The organism is Parabacteroides sp. CT06 (genome assembly GCF_002257605.1).
GTDB classification, from domain to species: domain Bacteria; phylum Bacteroidota; class Bacteroidia; order Bacteroidales; family Tannerellaceae; genus Parabacteroides; species Parabacteroides distasonis.
Genome location: NZ_CP022754.1, coordinates 2932755 through 2958163 on the forward strand (window position 1 = coordinate 2932755; position 25409 = coordinate 2958163).

Here is a 25409-nt window from a genome sequence, read left to right on the forward strand (position 1 = left end):
CTCGCCTGCGCCTCCTCTTTGACTTATCCATCTAATCTATCTTACTAATAAATAATATCATGACAACTAAGAAACAAGAGAAAATCAAATTCAGTAAAGCATTCTGGGTAGCGAACACCGTCGAGTTGTTCGAGCGAGCCGCTTATTACGGCGTATTTATCGTCATCACCCTTTATCTTAGCCGCATCTTAGGCTTTAACGATATTCAGGCCGCCAGCATCGCCGGTATCTTTTCCGCTTGTCTGTATCTGCTGCCCACATTCGCCGGAGCGTTGGCCGATAAGATCGGTTTCCGCAACTCGATGCTACTGGCTTTCACTTTGTTAACTTGTGGCTATCTAGGACTGGCTGTTTACCCTACTTGGCTTCAATCCGCCGGACTGGTTGAATACAGCACGACGACTACCTTTACGGGATTGCTGGAGAGCAATCTTCAGTACGGCATTATCCCTATCATGGCCTTGATCGTATGCGGCGGGGCTTTTATCAAGAGCGTTATCTCCGGCACGGTCGCTAAAGAGACTACGCCGGAAACCCGTGCGAAGGGCTTCTCTATCTTCTACGCGATGGTAAATATCGGGGCCTTCTCCGGGAAGACCATCGTGAAGCCGCTTCGTGAGGCGTTGGGCAACGAAGGTTTGATTACCTTGAACTATTTCTCGGCGAGCATGACCTTCCTTGCCTTGCTAGCCATCTGGTTCTTCTACAAAAGCGCTCAGCATTCGGGCGAGGGCAAGACGTTCGGGCAGATCTGGAACGCCTTGATCAAGGTTTGTAGTAACGGACGGCTCATTACATTAATCATCATTATCACCGGATTCTGGATGGTACAACACCAGCTGTATGCCACGATGCCAAAATATGTGCTTCGTTTGGCCGGCGAGGGAGCCTCTCCTTCTTGGTATGCCAACGTAAACCCTTTAGTCGTAGTTCTGACAGTCAATCTTGTAACACAGATGATGCGGAAGCGGACAGCGCTTACCTCCATGACGGTGGGTATGTTTATCATGCCGGTGTCCGCTCTTTGCATGGCATCCGGTAATATGCTGGATACTAATTCCTTGATCCTAGGGATGCATCCCGTAGCCTTCATGATGGTGGTGGGTATCGTCTTCCAAGGGCTGGCGGAGACGTTCATCTCTCCTCGCTTTCTCGAGTATTTCTCCTTGCAAGCACCCAAAGGAGAAGAAGGTCTCTATCTTGGATTCAGCCATTTGCATTCTTTCCTCTCCTCTATCTTCGGATTCGGGCTGTCCGGTTTCCTTTTAAGCAAGTATTGCCCGGAGCCAACCCTGTTCGCCTCTCACGAGGAATGGCTGGCGGCAAGCGCGAACGCCCATTACATCTGGTATTACTTCGGTGCGATCGCCTTGGTATCCGCCGTAGCGTTGATCGTGTATGGACAAGTCGTAAAGAGGCTGGATAGCCAAAAGATTTGACCCGGAAGAATCGCAAGATCAAATCCTTGAGAAAAAACAACCTTAAAACATATCATCATGGAAGAAACATTCAAGAGAATCCCCCCGGAAGATGTCTTTATCACCGTCTTCAAGCGTAAACCCACCGAAGAAGAGCTTTGGATGGGCGTCCCTCCCGACTTCGACGGCAACCGCCCCTCGGGCAACAACCTGATCGATCTCTTCGCCTATCTCATCCGCAAGTACGGCCGGATGGACACCAGCGAATACGCCCGCATAATGCAACTCAAGACCAGCGAGCTCCGGGGCGCCATCCTCGCCATCGGCGGCATGTCGGCGATGGAATGGCGCAACCGCTACCTTCTCCTCGAAGCTCAGGAGCTGATGGAGCGGACGGACATGAGCATCACCGAGATCGCCGCCAAGCTGGGTTTCTCGCAGCCCTCGGTATTCTCCAAGTTCTTCCGCACGCTGACGAAATCGCAGCCTTGGGAATGGCGCATCGAGAAAAAAAAACCGGGCTCAAACCGGAAGAGAACCTATCATTGCTACGAGTAATCAGCAGGCAATACATGCTCAAACACACGCCAAGTGTGCAATTTCCTCCGCAAAGTTCTTTGTTATAAAGAATGTTTGATTACTTTTGCACCTCGAGATTAACAAGAAAGTAGAAGTATTACATCAATATAAAAATCTAATATTCCTATATAATATGAGTTTAAGAATTATAGTTTTAGCGAAACAGGTCCCGGATACACGAAACGTGGGAAAGGACGCCATGAAGGCGGACGGTACGATCAATCGCGCCGCCTTGCCCGCGATCTTTAACCCGGAAGACCTGAACGCGTTGGAACAAGCGTTACGCTTGAAAGACGCTTACCCCGGGACGACAGTTACGCTGCTGACGATGGGCCCGGGACGTGCCGCCGAAATCATCCGCGAGGGTTTGTATCGTGGTGCTGACGGCGGTTTTTTGTTGACCGACCGTGCGTTTGCCGGAGCCGACACGTTAGCCACATCCTATGCGCTTGCCACGGCTATCAAGAAAATCAACGATTATGATATTATCATCGGTGGTCGCCAAGCGATCGACGGCGATACGGCACAGGTAGGTCCGCAAGTCGCTGAGAAATTAGGACTGACCCAGATCACGTATGCCGAGGAAATCCTAAACGTTGATAAGGAGGCCGGACGTATCACCGTAAAACGTCATATCGACGGGGGTGTCGAGACCGTGGAAGGTCCGCTTCCTATCGTTATCACCGTGAACGGCTCCGCCGCTCCCTGCCGTCCCCGCAACGCGAAGTTGGTACAAAAGTACAAACACGCCATGGGTAAACAGGAACGGGCCGTGCAACCCGCCTGTCACCAGGACGGTACGCCGACTCTTCGCTACCCGGAATTGTACGAGACCCGCCCGTATTTGGATATTCAAGAATGGAGCGTAGCCGACGTGAATGGTGACTTGGTTCAATGCGGCCTTAGCGGTTCGCCGACGAAGGTAAAAGCGATCGAGAATATCGTCTTCCAAGCCAAGGAAAGCAAGACCATCTCCAGCGCCGACCAAGAAGTAGAGGATTTGATTGTCGAACTGTTAGCTAACCACACCATCGGATAAGATTATGAACAACGTATTTGTATATTGTGAGACAGAAGGCACGAACGTTGCCGATGTAAGTCTTGAGCTTCTGACTAAAGGTCGTAAGCTAGCCAATCAATTGGGCTGTGGGCTGGAGGCGATCGTTGCCGGGTCCGGCCTTGAGGGTGTAGAGAAACAAGTATTGCCTTTTGGCGTCGACAAGGTTCATGTGTTCGACGCTCCGGGTCTGTTCCCTTATACGTCACTTCCTCATTCCTCTATCTTGATCAATTTGTTCAAGGAGGAGAAACCGCAGATTTGCTTGATGGGCGCTACGGTGATCGGTCGTGACTTGGGCCCTCGTGTATCCTCGGCCTTGACAAGCGGCTTGACGGCCGATTGTACCTCTTTGGAGATCGGCTCGCACGAGGACAAGAAAGCGGGTATCACCTACGAGAACTTATTATATCAGATCCGTCCGGCGTTCGGTGGTAACATCGTAGCCACGATCATCAACCCGGAACATCGCCCGCAAATGGCGACCGTTCGTGAGGGCGTGATGAAAAAGGAGGTTTTGGACGAGAACTATAAAGGCGAAGTGATCCACCACGACGTAGCGAAGTATGTCCCCGAGACAGACTATGTGGTGAAAGTGATCGACCGTCATGTAGAGAAAGCGAAGCACAACCTGAAAGGCGCTCCGATCGTAGTAGCCGGAGGTTATGGCGTAGGCTCTAAGGAGAACTTTAATTTATTGTTCGATTTGGCGAAAGAGCTTCACGCCGAGGTAGGTGCCAGCCGTGCGGCTGTCGATGCCGGTTTCTGCGACCACGACCGTCAGATCGGTCAGACCGGTGTCACGGTGCGTCCGAAATTGTATATCGCTTGCGGTATCTCCGGGCAGATCCAGCATATCGCCGGCATGCAAGACGCCGGTATCATCATTTCGATCAATAATGATGAGAACGCCCCGATCAACACGATCGCCGATTACGTAATCAATGGTACGGTAGAAGAGGTGATTCCTAAGATGATTAAGTATTACAAAAAGAACAGTAAGTAAGATTATGGCTAATTTCTATACAGATAATCCCAGCTTGAAGCATCATCTTCACCATCCGTTGATGAAGCGTATCGTAGAGCTGAAAGAGCGCGGCTATGCCGACAAGGATACATACGATTATGCTCCGATCGATTTTGAGGACGCAATGGATAGCTACGAGAAAGTATTGGAGATCGTTGGTGAGATTTGCGGGGAAATTATCGCCCCGAACGCTGAGGGCGTAGACCATGAGGGCCCCACGGTAGCGAACGGACGTGTCACGTACGCTTCCGGGACACAGCAAAACCTCGATGCCGTTCGCAAGGCCGGCTTGATGGGTATCGCTATGCCTCGCCGCTACAATGGGTTGAATTTCCCGATCGTCCCTTACATCATGGCCGCCGACTTGGTTTCCCGTGCCGACGCCGGTTTCGAGAACCTTTGGGGTCTACAAGATTGTGCCGAGACCTTATACGAGTTCGGCAACGAGGATCAACGCCAACGTTACATCCCTCGTGTTTGCGACGGAGAGACCATGTCTATGGACTTGACGGAGCCGGACGCAGGTTCCGACCTTCAATCCGTTATGTTGAAAGCTTCTTACAACGAGGCTGACGGTTGCTGGTATCTGAACGGCGTAAAGCGTTTCATCACGAATGGCGACGCTGACATCCATTTGGTATTGGCCCGTTCCGAGGAAGGTACGAAGGATGGACGTGGCCTTTCCATGTTCATCTACGACAAGCGCAATGGTGGCGTGAATGTCCGTCGTATCGAGAACAAAATGGGTATCAAAGGCTCTCCTACTTGCGAGTTGGTATTCAAGAACGCGAAAGCCGAGCTTTGCGGTGATCGTAAGCTAGGTTTGATCAAATATGTAATGGCTTTGATGAACGGTGCCCGTCTGGGTATCATGGCTCAAGCCGTAGGACTTAGCGAGGCTGCCTATCGTGAGGCTTATGCTTACGCCTTGGATCGTAAACAGTTTGGTAAGTCTATCATCGAGTTCCCGGCGATCGCTGAGATTATCGCCTTGATGCGTGCGAAAGCGGATGCTTCCCGTTCTATGTTATACGAGACCGCCCGTTTCGTTGACGTCTACAAAGCGTTGGATGATATATCCAAGGAACGTAAACTGACTCCGGAAGAACGTCAAGAATTCAAGAAGTACAGCAAGCTCGCGGATGCTTTCACCCCGATGGGTAAAGGCATGACTACCGAGTACGCAAACCAGAACGCTTACGACGCTATCCAAGTTCACGGAGGTTCCGGTTTCATGAAGGACTACGCTTGCGAACGTATCTACCGGGATGCCCGCATCACGAATATCTATGAGGGTACCACCCAATTGCAAGTCGTAGCGGCCATCCGCCACGTCACCACGGGTACTTATTTGAACCAGATTCGTGAATACCAAGCGATCGAGTATAAGCCGGAATTAGAGGCTCTGAAGAACAAACTTGCCGCTATGACCGAGAAGTATGAGAAAGTGGTAGCCAAGGTTACGGAGACAAAGGATAACGAATATATTGACTTCCAAGCTCGCCGTATGGTCGAGGCAGCCGCTCATTGCGTATTCGGCTACTTGCTATTGCAAGACGCAAACAAAGATGACAGCTTCCGCCGTTCCGCCGAGGTTTATGTAAACTACGGACAAGCTGAGATTGATAAGATCGAATCCTTCATCAACAACTTCAATCGTGAGGACTTAGTTTATTACAAACAACAGTAAATAGGTTTTCCTAGGATAAAATGAGGCGAGGATCAGTTACAGGTTCTCGCCTTATTTTTTTAACCGCCAAAGTACCCATTGCATACCGCCACGTAAAGACAGATACCAAAGGAAAGCCATCCATAACGCATGATTCCCCATCGATTGATAAAACAAGTAATACATAATAAAGAAAGTGCCCGAGGCCACAAGCATCGAGTAAAGCATCTGGCGTGTGGCCGTGGCACCGATAAAGATACCGTCCCAAAGGAAAGCGGAGAATCCACATAAAGGAATCGCCAACACCCAATAGAAATAATCCCCGGAAGCTTCAATGACTGAGGTATCGTTCGTCAATAATCCCAGAAAATTCTTCCCTCCCAACGCATAAAGGATCGTGAAAGACAATGAGAGGCCGATTCCCCATAGGAACAATAAGCGAATGCATTTACGTAACCCCACATCGTTTTTGGCTCCAATAAAGCGACCGGCTAATGCCTCTCCCGCATAAGCGAATCCATCCATTATATAAGAGAACAAGGTAAATAACTGCATCAACAAGGTGTTTACGGCTAATATCACATCCCCTTGTCTCGCACCTGTAGAAGTAAAGAAAGTCGTAACAGCGACCAAGCACAAGGTCCGGAAAAATATATCACTATTGACTGAGAAGAAGCGACGCATCGCCTCCCTACCCCAAAGCCCGTTCCAATCAATATACGCTTTCAAACGTTTATAATATTTCAACCAAAGAGCAAACGCCATGAGGAGACCCGCATATTGGGCGATCAGTGTTCCCAACGCTACGCCTTCCACCTTCATACCCAGCACAAACACGAAACATAGGCTGGCCACAATATTCACGATATTCTGCGCGATAGCGATAAACATCGGGAAACGAGAATTCTGCATACCGATAAACCAACCGGCAAAGCCATATAACCCCAATACAGCCGGCGCTCCCCAGATACAGATATTAAAATAGAGAGAGGCCCATTGTTTTACCTCCTCCGTTGCGTCGATCAAAGTAAACGCAACCTTCAAGATAGGGTATTGAAGTATCAAAAGCCCCAAAGATATCAGGAAACCAACCCCGACAGACCGGAATAAGATCCGGGTAACTTCCGTCAAATCCCGTTTCCCGTACGCTTGGGAAGTCATACCGCTTGTCCCCATACGGAGAAACCCGAATATCCAGTAGATAATATTAAACAGCATCCCGCCTACAGCGATCGCCCCGATGTACGAAGCAGATCCAAGATGTCCCACGATCGCCACATCTATCAATCCCAATAAAGGTACGGTTATATTGGAAATAATAGAAGGTATCGCCAGTTGAAGTATTTTCTTATTCATATTAAATAGTGTCTAAATACGATATCGTTATCTCTTAAAACTCTCTTTCAGACTGATCAACGAAGGGATAAAAAAGGATATAATACCTATCAAACATAAAAAGCCCCCACTTATTATAAAGGTATTTCCAAGCCCGATAGAATCCGCCAAAAAGCCGGTACTCAAAAGACCGATCATCGAAGGAAGCATACTAAAGCTCATGTAAAAAGAGAATACCCTTCCCATAACTCCCGGATCAATGCGAGATTGGATAACCGTAGTAAAAGTAGCAAAATACAGGGAACCACAAACACCTCCTAAAGCCGTCAGCACCGCAAACCAGATAAAACCGGATACCGGTAACAACCCGGAAAACAAGAATGTCAATCCCAACGCTATATACATCCCATTAATCAACAGTATCTCATTCCAACGATATTTCTTAAGCCCCAGTAAAGCACCCGCGAGCAAGGCTCCTCCACCCCATGAAACCTCGACCAAACTCACTTGGAAAGCATTTCCGGCAAAGTGATTCAACGTCATCAACGGGAATAAGACACTTACCGGCATAATCACGAATGTAGCCAATATAGACAATAGGAATAACCACGATAGCCCATATTGGTTACGGACTTCCATAATCGCCTCTTTCGCCTCTCTCCAAAGATGCAATTCTGAATTTCGTTCCTCATGAGAAGGATCGGGAATAAAGACAAAGCAGAGCGATAGACAAGCGAACGCCGCTCCAGCCACATCCAATAAGAGGATATTCGTCATCTTCATCATCGTTATGAATAGACCGGCCAAAGCGGGCCCGGCGATATTACACACCGACTGGATCACCTGATTAATCCCAGCTATGCGCATCAACTCCGATTTTGGAGCCAGCAAAGGAACAGAAGCTTGCATAGCGGGCATATGAAAGGCAGAACCTACGGAACGAAGGGCCAATAACACATATATATGACTAATCTTAGCCAAATCAAAATAAAACAAGACCGCCAATATCAACGTACAAAAAGCAATAAAGCTATCTGCCATAATCATCACCCGCTTCCTTTTCCACCGGTCGATAAAGATCCCCGTGAAAAGCCCCAAAACAGATTGAGGTAACAAAGCGGCCATCGTAGCAAATGCCAATACCTCAGCGGAACCTGTCTCCAGACTCAACCACAAGACTATCGCGAAATTAACAATCGAACTTGTCAGTATAGATAAGAACTGCCCCGTCCAAATAATGGCAAATACTCGCTTCCAGTTATCCATATAAACGTGTTTGTATTAAAAAAACGAAGGCCGCGGGATTCACATCCGACGGCCTCCTACACTAACCCTTAACTTTAACCAATGAAAAACAATAATCTACTACATTTATTTCAACGCAGCTAAAGCCGCATCGTAATTCGGTTCGGTAGTAATCTCGGGAACAAGTTCCTCATAAACCACCTTACCAGCTCCATCGACCACTATCACGCCACGGGCTAATAACCCTTTCAGCGGACTGTCTACCAGAAGCATCCCATACTTATCCTCAAAACATGAACACCGGAACACTGACAATGTAATCACTTTATCAATACCTTCCGTAGTACAGAAACGTCCATGCGCAAAAGGTAAATCTTTAGAAACAGCTAATACCACCGTATCCGGATGCGAAGCGGCTTCTTTATTGAAGCGTCTTACCGATGCCGCACATACACTTGTATCCAAGCTCGGAAAAACATTTATCACCACTTTCTTTCCTTTCAAGTCGCTTAGCGACAATTCGGATAAATCACTTTTTACACCCTTAAAGTCCGGAGCCTCTGTCCCAACTTTTGGCAACTCGCCGTTCGTATGAATCTCGTTACCTTTTAATGTTACTTTTGCCATCTTTGTATGTAAATTAAATAGTCTTACTTTAAGTTGGCTGCGCAAATATAAGCAGCTTTCTGTCGATAAAACAAACGAAAATAAACAATGTTTTTTCATTTAACTCTATTTAACTACTGTTGCAAAATACAGATTACCTATCTTTGACGTCAAAATTAAAAACAGATGGATTGGATTATTATCGGCGGACTTCTTATAATCATCGTGACGCAAATCCTTTTGCGTCCTAAACAGCTAAATAATAACAAAGAAGACCTAGAAAAGTTACTAAACGAGATACAACGCTCGTTCGACCGTATCGAGAAAAACTTTAGGGAGGACTTCCGCCTGAACCGGGAAGAAAGCCGGTTAGTAGCAAAAGATAACCGAGAAGAGCTGGCTCGTTCCATGAATGAGTTCAAGGAAGCCTTCGAACGTGGAATCGATTCTTTTAACAGGTTGCAGAAAGAGAAATTCGCCGCCTTGGACGAACGCCAACAGAGATTAGTGGATAACACGGAAAAAAGGCTGGAAGAGATCCGAGTCACCGTAGACGAGAAACTTCAAAAGACATTGAATGACCGTATCGGGCAATCTTTCCGTTTAGTCACCGAACAATTAGAAAGTGTACAAAAAGGACTGGGCGAGATGCAAACCTTAGCACAGGATGTAGGAGGATTAAAACGGGTACTTAGTAATGTTAAGACCCGGGGAAATATCGGGGAGATCCAACTCAGTATGTTATTGGAGCAGTTATTGGCACCAGAGCAATACGAGGCGAATGTACATACCCGGAAAGGTTCGGATGCGGTCGTTGAATTCGCAGTCAAGCTCCCCGGGCGGGATGATGCCCGAGAATTCGTATACCTTCCCATAGACGCTAAATTCCCGAAAGATGTATACGAACAGCTCCTAGACGCTTACGATGCCGCAGATTCCCAAGCGATCGAGACAGCCGGAAAATTATTGGAGACAACGATCAAGAAGATGGCTAAAGATATTTCGGACAAATATCTGGCACCTCCCGCCACGACCGATTTCGGCATTATGTTCCTGCCGTTCGAGGGCATTTACGCCGAGGTCGTACGCCGTTCCGCTTTATTGGAGGACTTGCAACGAAACTACAAGGTAGTCGTAACAGGTCCCACTACCCTAGCGGCCATACTAAACAGTTTACAAATGGGCTTCCGTACATTGGCGATCCAAAAGCACTCAGGGGAGGTATGGACGATCTTAGGGGCCGTGAAAAAAGAATTCGAGAAAGTAGGCGGTATGCTCGAGAAAGCCCAAAAGAACTTGCAAACCGCCAGCGGGCAAATAGAAGAGGTTTTAGGTACCCGTACCCGTGCCATCCAACGTAAACTCAAAGACGTAGATACGCTTAGCGACCGTGAGGCCCGAGCTATCCTTCCCGAGATCGGAATATTAACTGAAGAAGACGAAAAAGCAGAATCATGAAAAAGAGACAAATACCCCACACTTACGTAATCATTTTTTACATCATCTTATTTTGCGCCGCATTGACATGGATTATCCCCGGTGGGCAATACACGGAAAATATCAGCCCAGATGGAGAGCGGACCGTTGTATATGAATCCGTGGAAAGCGTACCTCAAACATGGGAGGTACTCTCCGCCTTTTATAAAGGATTTGTGGACAAGGCGGATATCATCGTCTTCATCCTCATCATCGGTGGTGCATTCTGGATCGTGAACGACAGTAAGGCATTTGATATCGGGACAGTCAGTTTCCTGCGGAAAGCACGCAAAATGGAGAATAACCCCATCCTTCATAAAATAGGCATAGACAATTTTTTATTGACCGCTATCATGCTACTTTTCAGTATATTCGGGGCCGTATTCGGGATGAGTGAGGAGACCATCGCTTTTTGTCTGGTCTTGGTCCCGATGGCGATATCTATGGGATACGATTCCATAACCGGCGTATGTATGGTTTTTATAGCGGCGGGATTAGGTTTCGCCGGAGCGATTTTAAACCCTTTCACTATCGGTATAGCGCAAGGCTTAGCAGGAATTCCTCTTTTTTCCGGCATCGAGTATCGTATCGTTTGTTGGTGTATTATCAATGTGGTAGGCTTCACATGGATATTGCGTTATGCCGCCAAGGTAAAAAAGAACCCTCAATTGTCACCAGTCTATGAGGATGATCAATACTGGAGAGACCTACATAATACCCATTCTTTGGAAATCGTGTACAGGACCCCGAAAGCCGCATGGGTCAGTTTTATCCTATTGGCAATCATCTTAGCGGTCTTTTCTGTCTATTATCCCCAGACATCCTTAGAAATCGGGAATAGTGTAATCGAGGGACTTCCCTTAATCCCGATTCTTAGCGTAGCGTTCATAATCAGTTCGATATTCACTCTGCGGAAAACCGTACATTTATATATATTGAACCTTTTATTCTTCACGATCTTTTTCCTGATAACAGGCGTAATGGGCTATGGATGGTACATTATGGAAATAGCGACTTTATTCTTCGCCTTGGGCATAGCGGCGGGAATCGCCAATGGACGCGATCCGAATGAGCTTGTGAAACTATTCTTAGAGGGTTGCAAGGATATTATGAGCGCCGCCTTGGTTGTCGGTTTGGCAGGAGGTATCATCGTAATCCTACAAGAAGGCAAAGTGATCGATACGATTCTCTTTAACCTAGCGAAAGGGATGGAAGGCTTGGGGCAAGTAGCTACGGTCGGGATGATGTACGTTATCCAGACGCTTATCAATTTAGTTATTCCTTCCGGAAGCGCCAAAGCGGCCCTTACCATGCCTATCATGGCCCCATTCTCGGAGTTGATCGGTTTATCCAAGCAGGCCACCGTCATGGCCTTTCAGTTTGGCGATGGCTTCACGAACCTGATAACTCCCACATCAGGTGTCCTGATAGCGGTTCTAGGAGTAAGCCGTATCCCGTATGATAAATGGTTCAAATGGGCATGGAAGTTCATCCTTGTCCTAGTGATCCTAGGATTCCTATTATTGATCCCAACGGTATTGATCCCGATGAACGGCTTTTAATCGATATAGCTTTGCGCCTTCCGCAATAGGCTTCCGTGATCCATCACGCCGGAAGAGCGCCATACGATCTCACCTTTCTTAAAGATGATCAAAGTGGGTACGGATTGGATCCTCAACTGTGTGGCAAGTGCTTCGTTCTTATCTACATCAATTTTAAGGACACGCACTTGTCCCGCCAACTCCTTCCCCAATGCCTCGACCGTCGGACTCAACACCTTACACGGGCCGCACCATGTCGCAAAAAAATCCACCAATACAGGTTTATCCCCTTTAATGATATCGTCGAATGTTTCCATCTTACCTACTCTTTATATATTTACAATCTGTTTAATCTCAACCATAGGGAACCAAGCCCCATAGTTTCCAGCTTAAGCCTATCAAAAACAAATGTACGAAATTAAATCATTTATCTAAGACCTAAACAACACGGCTCTTTCATTTACCCATCCGTTTCAGCAGGCCGGAATGCATGGATCTCAAGTAAAATTCCGCACAATAAGCTCACGAGAGAAACTTATATATAAGAAACTGATAATCAGTATTAAAAAATAGGATAATCTTTCCAAAAAAAATAAAAAAGCCGTGCCTAAACAATCTTTTACCAGAACACCGCACCAAAATATTCCTCAATCAATGCAAATTGTCATTCTGACACTTTGCAATCTAAACGCTTGGAGAATCGATTATTTCGAGGCAAGGTACGACTTGCTTCCAAATTCGAAAATATTTTTTCACAATAATCTATTGAACAACGCATTACAAATTTTCACTGATTTATTCTAGCGAAAGATTTCGTCTTCTGTCAACCTCAGTCGGACAAACAAGCGACTTTTTATCTGAAAACAATAAGCTTTTCATCCGAAAACAATCGGATTTCCGGTCGGAAACAATAAGGATCGCAGTCGAAAACAGCATACAACGCCGTTATAAACACCTTACTATTGGATCATAATCCCTCTACAAAGCCTATTCATACACTAAAAAATGGCGAAATACGCTGTTTCCGCCTTCCTTTTCTCTCTATTTTCGCATTTCCATAAAAAGCCTTTATCAGCTAAAAGTCTCCATTTTGAGCAAAATGACAGAAAAAGAGATATTTTGATGACATAAAAGAGAATGGCTTACTTTTTGGTGTAGCTGCCCCAATATTTTGCAATATTTTATTGTGACTTGCTTTCATTTTAGTAACTTTGGACCATTGGAAACAGCTTCTCTGCGTTTTGGTTCAATGCGATTGCAGTTGTGATTTGCTTTCATTTTAGTAACTTTGAGCCATTGGAAACAGCACAACAAGACTGTACTCGAAGGAGGAGTTAGTTGTGATTTGCTTTCATTTTAGTAACTTTGAGCCATTGGAAACAGCATTCGCTTAAAGCATGAGCCGATACGTTGAGTTGTGATTTGCTTTCATTTTAGTAACTTTGAGCCATTGGAAACAGCTGGGTTTGATATACATGACACCCAAAAGGAGTTGTGATTTGCTTTCATTTTAGTAACTTTGAGCCATTGGAAACAGCAGACTATTTTCTGATCAAGTCCGGGGCTCTGTTGTGATTTGCTTTCATTTTAGTAACTTTGAGCCATTGGAAACAGCACACAAAAGCCGGATGCGTTGGCGCAATCGTTGTGATTTGCTTTCATTTTAGTAACTTTGAGCCATTGGAAACAGCACCTCGTACCAATCAGCATTAAAAAGAAAGTTGTGATTTGCTTTCATTTTAGTAACTTTGAGCCATTGGAAACAGCCAAATCCCCGGTCGCAATCGATCAATAATGGTTGTGATTTGCTTTCATTTTAGTAACTTTGAGCCATTGGAAACAGCTTTTTCAAAATCCATAAATACAATGAGAGCGTTGTGATTTGCTTTCATTTTAGTAACTTTGAGCCATTGGAAACAGCAATAAGTCTATGACCTCGGCATAATCCTTAGTTGTGATTTGCTTTCATTTTAGTAACTTTGAGCCATTGGAAACAGCTTTTTCCTTGATGGACGATGATCGGTACAGTTGTGATTTGCTTTCATTTTAGTAACTTTGAGCCATTGGAAACAGCAAATTAATGACAATAAAATGAAGAGAATAGGTTGTGATTTGCTTTCATTTTAGTAACTTTGAGCCATTGGAAACAGCGAGATACGGATTAGGGCTATCAGGTTGAGGGTTGTGATTTGCTTTCATTTTAGTAACTTTGAGCCATTGGAAACAGCATATTATCTATTAAAAACTATTAATCAATGGATTACAAAGCACATCAGAATAAAAAAAACAGATATTGTTTCCATTAAAAATCCCGCTTGACAGCGGGATTTTTCTTTTAGAACAACTCCAATTGCTGTCCAGGAGTATTCACTTCCACCGTTTTCTTTCCATAAAAAAGTTCAATATTCCCAAACTGCTTATCCGTAATACACATGATTCCGACATTCCCATGCTCCGGAAGAAAAGATTTAACTCTTTTTACATGTACGGCCGCATTCTCGCTACTAGCACAATGGCGGACATAAATAGAAAACTGAAACATCGTAAATCCATCTCTTTGTAGATTTTTCCTGAAATCCACATACGCCTTTTTCTCCTTCTTCGTCTCGGTAGGCAAATCAAACAACACAAGTACCCACATAACACGATATTCGCTAAACCGATCCATATTACATTTCCGGATAGGAGATTCTACGCAATTCGCCACTAAAGCACTTATACAGAGAAGCCGTAGTTTGCCCGACAGCCACCATCAACGGACTACGTTTTCCTGACATATAAGTTTCTAGCACAGGAATAGTAAGCAGCTGCGCTTTCAACTCTCTCGTTAGTTCCGCATAATCCACTCCCTGCTTTATGATACCACAGACCAATTGATCCACATACGGACGATAAGGCTCCATGATGTCATCTGCCAAGCAATAAGCATTATAACGATTATGATGGTGGATTCCTAAAGTAGGCAAAAGCCCACTTGCCACCAAGCTACGAGCAACAACCGCCCGCAGAATAGCATATCCATAATTCAACAAATTGTTAGGCGGAATGCCCTCCCTGTCTCTTGTGAAACCTTCTATCCAAAACAAATTCTTCCAATAATAAGCAGCCGCTCGGGCTTCCAGGTTACTCGTATCTCCGCTTTTCACATCCGAAGCCCATGCGTACATACATTTCACTTCTGCGCCAGAACATTCTTTCAATACGGCTGCCTGATTTTCAATCTTCGTCTTTATGGTCTGCTGCCAAAGCTGTTTCTTTAACGGTAGAGAGGCATCCAACTGTTGCCGGAATCTTTCGTTTTGCGTCGTGTTCCCATACAGAGGAAGCATCAAACCAACCGGCATACTTTTACTGTTACATGTAATGACAGCACAATTATTTTCAAGTAAAGCTTCCAACACGCCCGAAGAGATGGTGATCTGCTTGTGATCCAGTACCACAACTCCAATATCCTCAATGGGTTTCGTCACTTCTGAAGTTCGTTTGAAACTTTCAGGTAACGTATCATTCCTGACTACCTCCGGTAATTTTATCATCAACTGAGCATTTTTCAGAGACAGATAAACGGGGTTTCCAAAATAAAGGGTTTTCTTGATCATAAGCAGTTAGATTTTAAATTACTATTAATCAGTATAAAAGTCTGTTTCTAAAAAGGGTACAACCTTTTTGAGAATAGCATACACCCTATTTATTTCAATTTCTAATAGATACTATTAATATTCTCCCACTGATACTATTTGTCCAATGTGGTTAATTCGGATCTTGACAACACTATTACCAAAAGAAAGTGTTTTATATTGTTTATAAGCAATATCTTTCAACTCTTTCATATCTTTCACTGTTGTTTCCAAATGATGTCTAAATTTATAATCTCGAACAACATTATTTCCATACATAACTTTTGACATAGTCTGCACCCTAAATAAATTCGGACTAATCATTGCATAATTATCCGGATTCAACAAATCCACCTCCTTCGGATTGAAGCCTGTCTTTTCATTCGGGAACACGAAATATTCATTCTGCTTCATGCTAAACAAAAATTGCCAACCTTCACTTTTTCTGTAATCCTTATCAATAATAGGAAGTCCTAAATTAGCCCGTGTTACAGCCTCAAAGAAGGGGACAACCACCTCGTCCAGTTCATACATCAGATTACCATCCTCATCAAACGTCACCTGTCCTTTCTTGTCTAAAACAGGTTTACGATAAATAGCCACATGATGGTTGTTTCCGGTATTTACAAAATCCACAGGGATTTGTTTTCCATTTTCATCCCATATCGGATTCCCATTCTTATCTTTCTTCACGTGTATCGATTGGGCATTATTGATTCCTCGGATGCTAACCCGCTTGATACTTATCCCCTTTTCCTTATTCAGCCATATCGGATTTTCCCAAAAATTAACAAATGCCTTTTTGGGATCTCCACCGTATTCTTTCAAACGCCGTTCTAAAATAGCACGTACCTTTACATCAACTACTTTATCCACATTCAAAGCAGGATCGACCGGTTTTCGGATAGTATAAATAGTTTCAAATTCAACTGTTTGTACCTTCTCCGGAACTCGTATGGTCTGATACTTATCAGCATAAAGCGGATTCTTTTCCAATGCATTTTTTCCTGTAAATGCTTTCTTTGGATCATTACCGAATGTTTCCAACCGTTTAAGTAAGGCATTTCGATAAGCCCGTTTACTCACAGTCGCTATTTTAGCCGCATCAAAAGAAGCATTCACCTTTTCTATTTTTGTCACATATTGTTTGTGACTACCATAAACCGTTTCCAAATGCAACTGACCTCGCGGAGTTTGCTGTATCTTCGTATTTTCACCCTTTCTCTTTTTTGTTCGATTAACATTGACAGTCACCACCTTGTTCTTAGCTTTAATAGATACCAGCAGTTTTTCCAAATGCTGTTTGGCTTCTATCCGGAATTGCTCCAATGGAATAGGAGGCAAAGCTCTTCCTTTGTCAAAATAACGGGTCTTGATACCTATTATATTCGTATGGTTTCTATTGCCTGAATCTTGTGCCGCATTTTTATTATTGAAATACTGAATAAACGCATCCTTTGTAAAAGCTACCGTCAGCGCATCCATCGCATGATGCCGATGGTCATTCCTTTTTGTCCAATCCTTTATTCTTTTGATTTTTCTTCCGTCCTTATCTTCGTATGTTTCCACAAAACCCAAGGCTTCATATTTAGGCAGGTTCAGTTCTTTCATTACATCCACCAATTGCCAGTCTTCACGCAATTGATCTGTAATGGAACCGGTAGTTGCCACTACTCTACGGCAGATTTCGTTCAACATAGCGAGTGCTTTTTTCGCTATATATTGTGTATTTCTCAAATCCCTATCAATGAAACCATCCGGTATATCCTTCTGTTCCATTTTCAATTTCCGAAGTTTCGCCTTTTTGTCATTGAACAAGCTTTCGCAACGATTTATATATTGTTGCAAGCCTTCTTCTCCATATTTTTCTTTTACAAAATCATAAGCGGTCTTATTTCCCTTTTCTATATTAATAGCCTTATACTCCAATGTCTTGTTAGATAAAGAATCATCAAAAAGACGGGATTGTGGAATAATATGTTCTATATCTATCTCCTTACTGAAAATCTTTTCTTTAGGTATATATTGATTGGAATACAATGTTTTATATCCATTATCTTTCAACTCTTCATAAAGTTTGTAACGGATAATATCATTGCGGCTCACGTTCATCATACCAAATTCATCTTGCAACAATTTACGGATCTCCTCATGCTCACGGGTACTCTTTGCGATAGCTTTCGTCAGTTCCTCACGTTCTTTGGCACTCTTCTTTAATTCACGAGCCAATTCCACTCGGATTTCATCAGGTTTTCCATACGTATCAATGATTGTATTGATTACATTCACCATCTGACTCAAAATCTTTTCAACCACCGGATTTCGGAGACTGTTTTTAGGAAGAACCTCCAGCTTGCCCTTTAAAACCTTATTTTCTATCTCCTCCTTAGTCAGTGAAGATTTGGAATGACGATAACCGGCATATTCACAAGCCACATCATACAGATTACCCTCTTTCAAATAGGGTAAAATCCTTTTGATGGCTTTCGCGCTCAAACTTCCGTAATCATCTTGAAACGAAAGACTGGCTAGCTCTACAGCATATTCTTTCTCAACTCCGCAAAGTTGCATGATCTTTTCAATCAGTTTGCCGTTACCGGTCGACGTATTATCTCCTTCAAAAGAATACAACAGATGCCAAAGTCTGAAATAAGGTTGCATCTCGAGCTCTTTCCCCTCTTTGGTTAAGTCAATGGTAAACAGATTCGTATTCCAACCTAAATCGGTAAAGATAGTTCTTAGCTGTCCGATTATCTCATCTGCTGGTTTCTTAAAATCCAACGGTTCGTAGCCATACTTTTCTATCATTTTGCTATAGGCAGAAAAGAGAGAAAACCCAGTACGATTTCCATCTATTTGTTTGAAGTTCAAATCCAATTCCTGTGGATTTTCAAATAAGAGCTTCAACACATCTGCTTTCTTCATGTTTTCTTTTATCGCAAGTTCTCTTGCCAGTATTTCTTTTTCTTCTGGATACAAAGCCCTACTTTCGCTTGCCGACAAAGCATTTCTTTTCTTCTCTCTTCCCAATACCTTTATGTCATTCAATGTCTGCCATACCTTAAATTCCTGAAACAATGGATGCGAACGAGGTATCACCTTGCATCCTATGACTTTGGTCTGTTTCTTTCCATCCTTTTCTACTACAATCTCCAACCTTTCAAACTCACAGAAACTAATCAAGCCTTTCTGACTTTTCAGACGTCGTTGGTAAAAGATGATCATATCGCGAATCTCTTTTTTCAATTCAGCTGTCAATTCCTTATGAAATTCTGCCTGCTTTTCCCAAATTCTATCAAATTCATCCAAATAATCCTGCCGATAGAATACCATATTGCGCAAACTTGCATGGGGATTCTTGTCTAACTCAGCCATCTGATACTGTCCGACCGTTTGATGATTAAAGTATAACACTTTGCTCCTATCACTAATGGCTCCCAAATAACCACTAGACGCATTTATCTGACCATTGATCTCTTGCAAGACTACGGCTATCTCTTCCAAACCTAATTGTTCAGTAAGAGCTTGCGCACGCCAACGATAATTTTCCTTTTTCAGTTCATACCCCTTAGTCGTCCGTTTAAGACCGACAAGTTTACATTCTTTTTCTATCGTTTCATTCTTTGCTTCTCTGTCATTCCAGCCAACCACTTCTTCTTTCCAAACAAAATAGTTAGCCAAGATAGCCCATGTCTGGCTTCTGTTTTTTCCTTTGATTTCTTCTTTGGCGGCATCACAGAAAACATCAGGATGAAATTGCTTTTGAACACTCCATATTCTATCCAACTCTTCTTGCAAATCAGAACGGTAAAAGTCTGGCAAAACTTTCTTGCCCGATTCAAGTAACTGCGAACAAAGTTGCCCCGGAGTCAAATCCTCCTCATACAGCTTTTTAGCAATCTCCATTCCATCAATCAAAACTCCATCTTCTTCCTTTTTTACCTTTCGACTACTTTTATATCCACGTTTTTTATTAATCATCAATAAGACACGGGATAGTTCCTCTAAAGAAATCTCTTCTTCAGCAGCTTTAGCCCGTAAACGACAGGTTTCAAACGTAGTTCTGTTTCCTTGTTCCGAAAGGATAGTTTCGTCGGTAATAAAACCCAGCTCTTTCAAAAATTCAACCAACGCATCACGACGTAATTTATATCGCTGCAAATTACGGCGCATACTTCTTTTAAGAGTTCTTTCCGCATTTGTAGTGATACTTTTCCCTTTTTCAAAGTTCTGCGTTTCATCTACTGTCAAAGGATTTACTCTCACACCTAATCGGATGATTGACGAGACTTCCTCATCTGTTTCAGCTTCGTTCACCAACGCCCACCCTATACTATTTGTCCCTAAATCCAAGCCTAAAATCCTTTTCATAGTATGTTATCTTTACATTTTCCCAAATATAAAAATTTTATTTCAGAAACACTTGCACGCAAGCATTCCATTTCATATATTTGTCATACTAAAATGAAGCAAATCACAATAAGGATTATTCCGTTGTGAAAACATTAGGTTCCCTCGCCCTTCTGCGGGGGATTTTTTTATGCTACGAAGTTCTAAAATCAGCCTAAATGCCAGCTTGGTAGAAACCCGTGGAAAGGACAGTATATCTTCTATGCCACTTGCAGTATATATTAAATGACAAAGTAAGTAGTACTTACTTTTACGGCATATTCCTCAATCCTGTCCATTCCTAAAATCACTTGTCACTTTTGGGGTAGTTAAACAACTTTACTTGTCAATAAACTCATGATCCTCCTGGCTTACTTGTCACTCTCTGATAAAGCCTACCAAAAAGCCTGTCATCAAGAATGGACAATGGATATACCAGAGTGATCCATATTCTCGGCGTACAAATGTAAGGAATCAAAAAGAATCAGGGTCTTTTTCGCCAAAGATTTTTCCCCGGCAGTTTGCCTTTATACACCTCCATCGGGCACTCCATTCCGATGCTCATATGAGGTCTTCGGTTGTTATAAAAGTCAATCATACGATTGATCTCATTGATCGCCTGTTCTTTATCCCTGTACATTTCCTGCTCGTATATCCATTCGACCTTGAAGATCCCGTTCTGTCTTTCCGCCATGGCGTTGTCTGTCGGCTCATATCCTTCTGTCATGCTTATCCGTATGTGATGCTCCATGAGGCAGCTGACGTAAGCCTCGCTGGCGTATTGTGACCCCCTGTCCGAGTGGTGTATGGTACCGCAAAGGTTGCCGCCTCCGGCGATCCGGATCGCCATGCGCAAGGCCTCTGTCGTATGCGAGGCGCTGAGACTGTCGGATAGGCACCAGCCCAATACGGCGTGCGAATAGGCGTCGGTGACAAGATGCAAGTACAACACGTCCCCCAATATCCACACGTACGTGATGTCCGACACCCATATATGGTTGGAATACCGCGCGTCTTTTCCCTTGATAAGATTGGGGTACCTTTTATAGACATGATTGGAGTCTGTCGTACGCCTACGTTTGTTGGGATTGAGCTTAAAGCCTTTTGATTCATAAACCTTTAAGAACGAGTCTCGCCCGAGGGTCACAGCATGTCCCAAATCCTTTTCCAGTAAATGGAACAGCTTGAAACCTCCGATACGGGGACAACAAAGACGATAATAGCCTATCATGTCAGCAAGAAGCTTGACGCGTTGTCTCTCCGATACATCCGCCTTCATGTTCGCGTAATACCATTGGCGTTTCTTTCCAAACAGCCCGCAAAGGGTAGCCACACTCTCATGGGGATACTCCTCACGTAACGCCGTTACTGTTTGGCACCATCTTTTCTGAATATACTGATGCCTTCTTCCTCTTCCGCTATCTCTATCATCTTCTCGAAGGCACGGCTACGCATCTTCTCCAGCTCCAAAGAACGACGCAATTCCTCTATGCGCTTTTGAAGGGACTCCATATCTGTCAAATCCGATTGCTTGGGAACCATCTGTAACCTCTCTTTTGTTTCTGATGGCAAAGGTAACTGGTCCGATCCCACTGGGTATTCTTTTAGCCATCTATATATGCAAGGAGGGCTCAAAGAATATTTCTTCGTTATCGCATACTTGCTCATTCCGCTACTGTAATACTCGCGTAACACGGATAATTTAAAGGGTTCCGTGAACACTCTTTTGGGCTTTCTTTTGATCATTTCTATACTTTTTAGCCCCTTAAAAGTGTCAAGCTATTTCAGGACAAGACACAGTCGGAAAAAGAAAGAACCTCTTGTCGATCCCTCCCCCCAAAAAAGTATCTTAAGTACATCGGCTCACGCACCTAAGATACTTTGCCAACGAAGTTATGACACAAAAAAGGGAGACTCTTTTAGAATCTCCCTCGTGATCGGGCTGGGATTCGAACCCAGGACCCACAGCTTAGAAGGCTGTTGCTCTATCCAGCTGAGCTACCTGACCATCCTTATTTTCGTGGTGCAAAGGTAAGGATTTTTCTTTTCCTTGCAAACTTTTAGTACACTTTTTTACATATTGAATTTAGAATGGATAACCAACGGCAAAATGCAAGGCGAAATTATCCTTGAAATTAGGACGGGTTATCGCCCAACGCCTAGACTTTTTCTCCTGAGGATTATAAGCCTTGAAGCCTGTATCTAAACGTAGTAGAAAGAAATCAAAGTCCAAACGAAGTCCCAAACCATAGGAAACAGCGATCTCCTTGTAAAAACGAGAGAAATCAAAGTTTCCAGCCTTATAGCGTTCATCAGATACATTCCGGGTCCATATGTTTCCGGCATCTATGTAAGCCGCCAATTCAAACTTCCAAAAAAGTTTCGTTCGATATTCCAAGTTCAAATCCAAGCGGATATCCCCCGATTGAAGAGCGAAAGAAGTCGTGCTGTCAACTTCCATACTACCCGGACCTAACTCTCGTACAGACCATCCCCGGACACTATTCGCTCCCCCCGAGAAATAAGCACGCTCAAAAGGTAAATAGTTTGAGTTACCATAAGCCATCCCCACTCCCACTCCTATATGGAAAGCTAACTTGTTACGACTGTCAAGCACGATTCCTTTACTAAAATCGAAATCCAATTTCACATATTGCGCATATTCCGTACCAAACAACTCATAATAACCGTCATCATTTTTCTTCGCCCCCGTAAGATGCGAAAAGGCACTCAACAAATTCCCTGCGACCTCGACCGACGCACGTAGGGAATGCGTGTTTCTCAAACGATTCTGGGGAGAATAATTACTGAAGGAATAAGTATATCCCGAACTCATGATAAAATGGTTCGTATAGTTATACAACACCATATAATCCGGCAAGCTATTGATAAAGTCCATATTCTTATCCGGCAAATACACATAATTCAAGTCTACAAGCTTAAAGGTATGGCGTGCCTGTGTATTACCCCGATCTTGCCAAATATAACTCCAACCACCAGATAGAATCGCCCTCGTATACTCCGGACGTTTTTGCAGGTTGTAACTTATTTTCGCTTCAGTTGACGCACGTAGCCGCCTACGAAAATCCGAACTCAAGAACGGGAACAAGAAACGAGGAAACAGCAAGGATCCTTCCGCACCTAACTCCCAGTAATTACCAAAGCCATTCGCCTTATTTCCGGATAACGCCTCGTAAGCCCCTCTCACCCTCGCCGAGAACAGCTCCGATCCTCGGAAGATATTCCTATGCTGATAATTCAAGCTGGAGGCAAACCCATAATCACCCGCCGAGTTAGTACCTTCCAAATCCACTCCCACCGTATTTATCTTCGCGGGAGAAGTGAGAATGTAACAATCCAACTTCATCGTATCCCGCTCCTCTACTTCCGTAAAACGTATATTTACGTTCCTCAAAGCCCTTAGAGAAGCGAACGCTGAATAGGTCTGCTCTATATTCTTCTCACTAAATAATTGCCCCGGACGAATATAAGTACTCCTCCGAAGCACGCTCGGACGGATACTCTTCCCGTTTCGGCCATATACGATATTCACCCCTGCGCTGAGCATCGTATCTGTAGCCATGAAACTAGCGTCCTCTCCTACCCCCATCGGATTATAATCGGTTAAGACCGTTACATCCTTAATATAATACTGACGATGCGGCTGATCCTCTACCGACCCATTGGGCAACACCTTCCGATAAGGTTTCATGGACATATCAAGATCCACGACATTTTGGTTAAAAGAACTATCAGCGATATATCCTAAATAATCCCGATTAAAACCATAATACCCGTTCCAGCGAAGTAAGGTTGTAATACGCTCCCGCTCCTTGTCCAATATATCCCGGTCAAATAAAGTTCCTTCCTTAACTAATTGGTTATACTCTTCCTGTGAGGACCGGAACGCAGAAGCTAAGGGAGAGCGGCGAGGCGCTTTCAGATGTGCCAAACTATCAATTTTCGGATCGGGGAACTTCATCGTGTAATTGCGTATCCTATACGGATCGTTCGCCTTTATATGGTAAGTTACAACCGCTTTCTTATGGCGTGCCGTATCAATCGTCGTTGATACATCCGCATGGACATACCCTTTATTAATGTAAAAACGCTCTAGTTCCATGGCGGACTGTTCCACCAACATCGTATCCAGCACCACGGGAGGCTCACCAATCCTACGTAACTGTTTATTGATCCATTTCTTCTCATTCTTACCAGACCAATCATAGACAAACAACTGCCACTTCATCAGACCAAACACCTTGAAGTTTGGTTGCTGCCTAAGATAAGATTTTAAATCCGCAGACTTATAGTCCCTGTTATCCGACACGATCTCCACCTTATCCAGCAAATATTCCCCATCCGGCACAAACTTGGTCGTACTACAAGAGGTTAGTAGTAGTACGATACAGATAAAATAGCATATACGTAGAGATCGATTCATCATTCCAAGCTTTTTACGATCGCGAATGTACTGGAATTTAAAGAATTTACCGTACTTTTGTTTTGTAAAAAGAACTAAGATGCTAAGCAAGACCAAAGTCAAATACATCCGTTCTCTGGAATTAAAGAAATTCCGGAATGAAAATAATGTTTTTGTAGCCGAAGGAAATAAATTGGTAGCCGATATGTTACCGGCCTTTGAATGTGAGTTATTAATAGCCAAGCCATCTTGGATGGCTACACAAGGCGATATTCCGGCCAAGGAGTTATTGGTAGCGGAAGAAGATGATATTCGTAAAGCCAGCTTCCTGAAAAATCCCCAAGATGTACTCGCGATCTTTAAACGCCCCAATTGGGATATAACGGAAATAACGCCGGAAAAGGAGCTTGTTCTCGCATTAGACGGAATCCAAGATCCGGGCAACTTAGGTACGATCATCCGGTTAGCGGACTGGTTCGGTATTTCCCATATCGTATGCAGCAAAGATACCGCCGATGTTTTCAGTCCAAAAACCGTACAAGCCACTATGGGTGCGCTCGCCCACGTAAAAATACATTACACCGATCTGGAAACGTTCTTACAGGCCCAATCAGCCCAAGCCATACCTTTATACGGCACCTTCCTTGGCGGAGAAAACTTATATGAGAAAACCTTATCCGGAAACGGTATCTTGATAATGGGTAATGAAGGAAATGGAATACGTCCCGCCATAGAGGCTTTTGTAAACGAAAAATTATATATCCCGAACTATCCGGAAGGAAGAGACACCTCAGAGTCTCTCAATGTGGCCATCGCTACAGCTGTGGTCTGTGCCGAGTTTCGCAGACGCCAAGGGAATCCCGCTTAAACGATATATATGGACTGAACAACCCGGCGTAATCTTTTCGGTTAACGCCGGCCAAGATCCCATCACCTGCTTAAAACCAATCGCCGGTTCCGAGGAAAGAACCGGCACCAGCACTCCATCATAAAAAGCGGTTCCAGCTATCTCCTCATTCAACGGGTA

Annotated in this window: 18 protein-coding genes, 1 tRNA gene and 1 CRISPR repeat array; of the genes, 8 read left to right on the forward strand and 11 right to left on the reverse strand. The window is 44.0% G+C overall.

Annotated features, from left to right (window positions below):
• The first annotated feature begins 59 nt into the window (after nucleotides 1-59).
• From CI960_RS12690 to CI960_RS12710, 5 genes are all read left to right on the forward strand, one after another.
• Nucleotides 60-1439, forward strand: a complete 1380-nt coding sequence (locus CI960_RS12690; protein WP_005855557.1) for an MFS transporter — start codon at nucleotides 60-62, stop codon at nucleotides 1437-1439.
• 57 nt (nucleotides 1440-1496) lie between these two features.
• On the forward strand, nucleotides 1497-1976 hold the full coding sequence (locus CI960_RS12695; protein ID WP_005855556.1) for an AraC family transcriptional regulator: 480 nt from the start codon (nucleotides 1497-1499) through the stop codon (nucleotides 1974-1976).
• 154 nt (nucleotides 1977-2130) lie between these two features.
• Nucleotides 2131-3036 carry an electron transfer flavoprotein subunit beta/FixA family protein gene (locus CI960_RS12700; protein WP_005855555.1) on the forward strand — a complete coding sequence of 302 codons (906 nt, stop codon included), beginning with the start codon at nucleotides 2131-2133 and terminating at the stop codon, nucleotides 3034-3036.
• A 4-nt stretch (nucleotides 3037-3040) separates the two neighbouring features.
• Nucleotides 3041-4060, forward strand: a complete 1020-nt coding sequence (locus CI960_RS12705; RefSeq protein ID WP_005855554.1) for an electron transfer flavoprotein subunit alpha/FixB family protein — start codon at nucleotides 3041-3043, stop codon at nucleotides 4058-4060.
• Nucleotides 4061-4064: 4 nt separating this feature from the next.
• On the forward strand, nucleotides 4065-5771 hold the full coding sequence (locus CI960_RS12710) for an acyl-CoA dehydrogenase family protein (RefSeq protein WP_005855553.1): 1707 nt from the start codon (nucleotides 4065-4067) through the stop codon (nucleotides 5769-5771).
• A 51-nt stretch (nucleotides 5772-5822) separates the two neighbouring features.
• Here CI960_RS12710 and CI960_RS12715 read toward each other — a convergent pair whose 3' ends face one another.
• The 3 genes from CI960_RS12715 to tpx form a co-directional block, all read right to left on the reverse strand.
• A complete protein-coding gene (locus tag CI960_RS12715) occupies nucleotides 5823-7106 on the reverse strand; it encodes an MATE family efflux transporter (protein WP_005855552.1) in 1284 nt (427 codons plus the stop codon).
• Between the two features lie 27 nt (nucleotides 7107-7133).
• Nucleotides 7134-8351 carry an MFS transporter gene (locus tag CI960_RS12720; RefSeq protein ID WP_005855551.1) on the reverse strand — a complete coding sequence of 406 codons (1218 nt, stop codon included), beginning with the start codon at nucleotides 8349-8351 and terminating at the stop codon, nucleotides 7134-7136.
• A 105-nt stretch (nucleotides 8352-8456) separates the two neighbouring features.
• Nucleotides 8457-8957 carry a thiol peroxidase gene (gene tpx, locus CI960_RS12725; RefSeq protein ID WP_022193127.1) on the reverse strand — a complete coding sequence of 167 codons (501 nt, stop codon included), beginning with the start codon at nucleotides 8955-8957 and terminating at the stop codon, nucleotides 8457-8459.
• Nucleotides 8958-9122: 165 nt separating this feature from the next.
• Here tpx and CI960_RS12730 point away from each other — a divergent pair, with 165 nt between their 5' ends.
• The gene (locus CI960_RS12730; RefSeq protein WP_005855549.1) at nucleotides 9123-10394 is read left to right on the forward strand and encodes a DNA recombination protein RmuC; all 1272 of its coding nucleotides are present in this window, start codon (nucleotides 9123-9125) and stop codon (nucleotides 10392-10394) included.
• The gene (locus CI960_RS12735; RefSeq protein WP_005855548.1) at nucleotides 10391-11974 is read left to right on the forward strand and encodes a YfcC family protein; all 1584 of its coding nucleotides are present in this window, start codon (nucleotides 10391-10393) and stop codon (nucleotides 11972-11974) included. Before CI960_RS12730 ends, CI960_RS12735 begins: the two co-directional genes overlap by 4 nt.
• Here the strand turns inward: CI960_RS12735 and trxA are convergent.
• The 8 genes from trxA to CI960_RS12775 all read right to left on the reverse strand — a co-directional run bounded on the left by trxA (nucleotide 11971) and on the right by CI960_RS12775 (nucleotide 24406).
• Entirely contained in the window at nucleotides 11971-12270 is a 300-nt protein-coding gene (gene trxA / locus CI960_RS12740) for a thioredoxin (protein WP_005855547.1), read from the reverse strand. The genes CI960_RS12735 and trxA overlap by 4 nt on opposite strands.
• 867 nt (nucleotides 12271-13137) lie before the next feature.
• A CRISPR array of direct repeats spans nucleotides 13138-14181; the repeat unit is 47 nt; unit sequence GTTGTGATTTGCTTTCATTTTAGTAACTTTGAGCCATTGGAAACAGC.
• A 107-nt stretch (nucleotides 14182-14288) separates the two neighbouring features.
• Nucleotides 14289-14621, reverse strand: a complete 333-nt coding sequence (gene cas2 / locus CI960_RS12745) for a CRISPR-associated endonuclease Cas2 (RefSeq protein WP_005855545.1) — start codon at nucleotides 14619-14621, stop codon at nucleotides 14289-14291.
• Between the two features lies 1 nt (nucleotide 14622).
• A complete protein-coding gene (gene cas1 / locus CI960_RS12750) occupies nucleotides 14623-15552 on the reverse strand; it encodes a type II CRISPR-associated endonuclease Cas1 (protein WP_005855544.1) in 930 nt (309 codons plus the stop codon).
• 114 nt (nucleotides 15553-15666) lie between these two features.
• On the reverse strand, nucleotides 15667-19941 hold the full coding sequence (gene cas9, locus CI960_RS12755) for a type II CRISPR RNA-guided endonuclease Cas9 (RefSeq protein WP_005855543.1): 4275 nt from the start codon (nucleotides 19939-19941) through the stop codon (nucleotides 15667-15669).
• Nucleotides 19942-20443: 502 nt separating this feature from the next.
• A complete protein-coding gene (locus CI960_RS23200) occupies nucleotides 20444-21292 on the reverse strand; it encodes an IS3 family transposase (protein WP_036628659.1) in 849 nt (282 codons plus the stop codon).
• A gap of 32 nt (nucleotides 21293-21324) precedes the next feature.
• Nucleotides 21325-21705: a transposase gene (locus CI960_RS23675; RefSeq protein ID WP_008780911.1), complete on the reverse strand. Its 381-nt coding sequence runs from the start codon at nucleotides 21703-21705 to the stop codon at nucleotides 21325-21327.
• Nucleotides 21706-21893: 188 nt separating this feature from the next.
• Nucleotides 21894-21967, reverse strand: a tRNA-Arg gene (locus CI960_RS12770).
• A 78-nt stretch (nucleotides 21968-22045) separates the two neighbouring features.
• Nucleotides 22046-24406: a BamA/TamA family outer membrane protein gene (locus CI960_RS12775; protein WP_005855540.1), complete on the reverse strand. Its 2361-nt coding sequence runs from the start codon at nucleotides 24404-24406 to the stop codon at nucleotides 22046-22048.
• Between the two features lie 76 nt (nucleotides 24407-24482).
• On the opposite strand from CI960_RS12775, the gene CI960_RS12780 reads away from it, so the two are divergent.
• Complete coding sequence (locus CI960_RS12780) at nucleotides 24483-25250, forward strand: RNA methyltransferase (protein ID WP_005855539.1); 768 nt, start codon at nucleotides 24483-24485, stop codon at nucleotides 25248-25250.
• The last annotated feature ends 159 nt before the right edge of the window (nucleotides 25251-25409 follow it).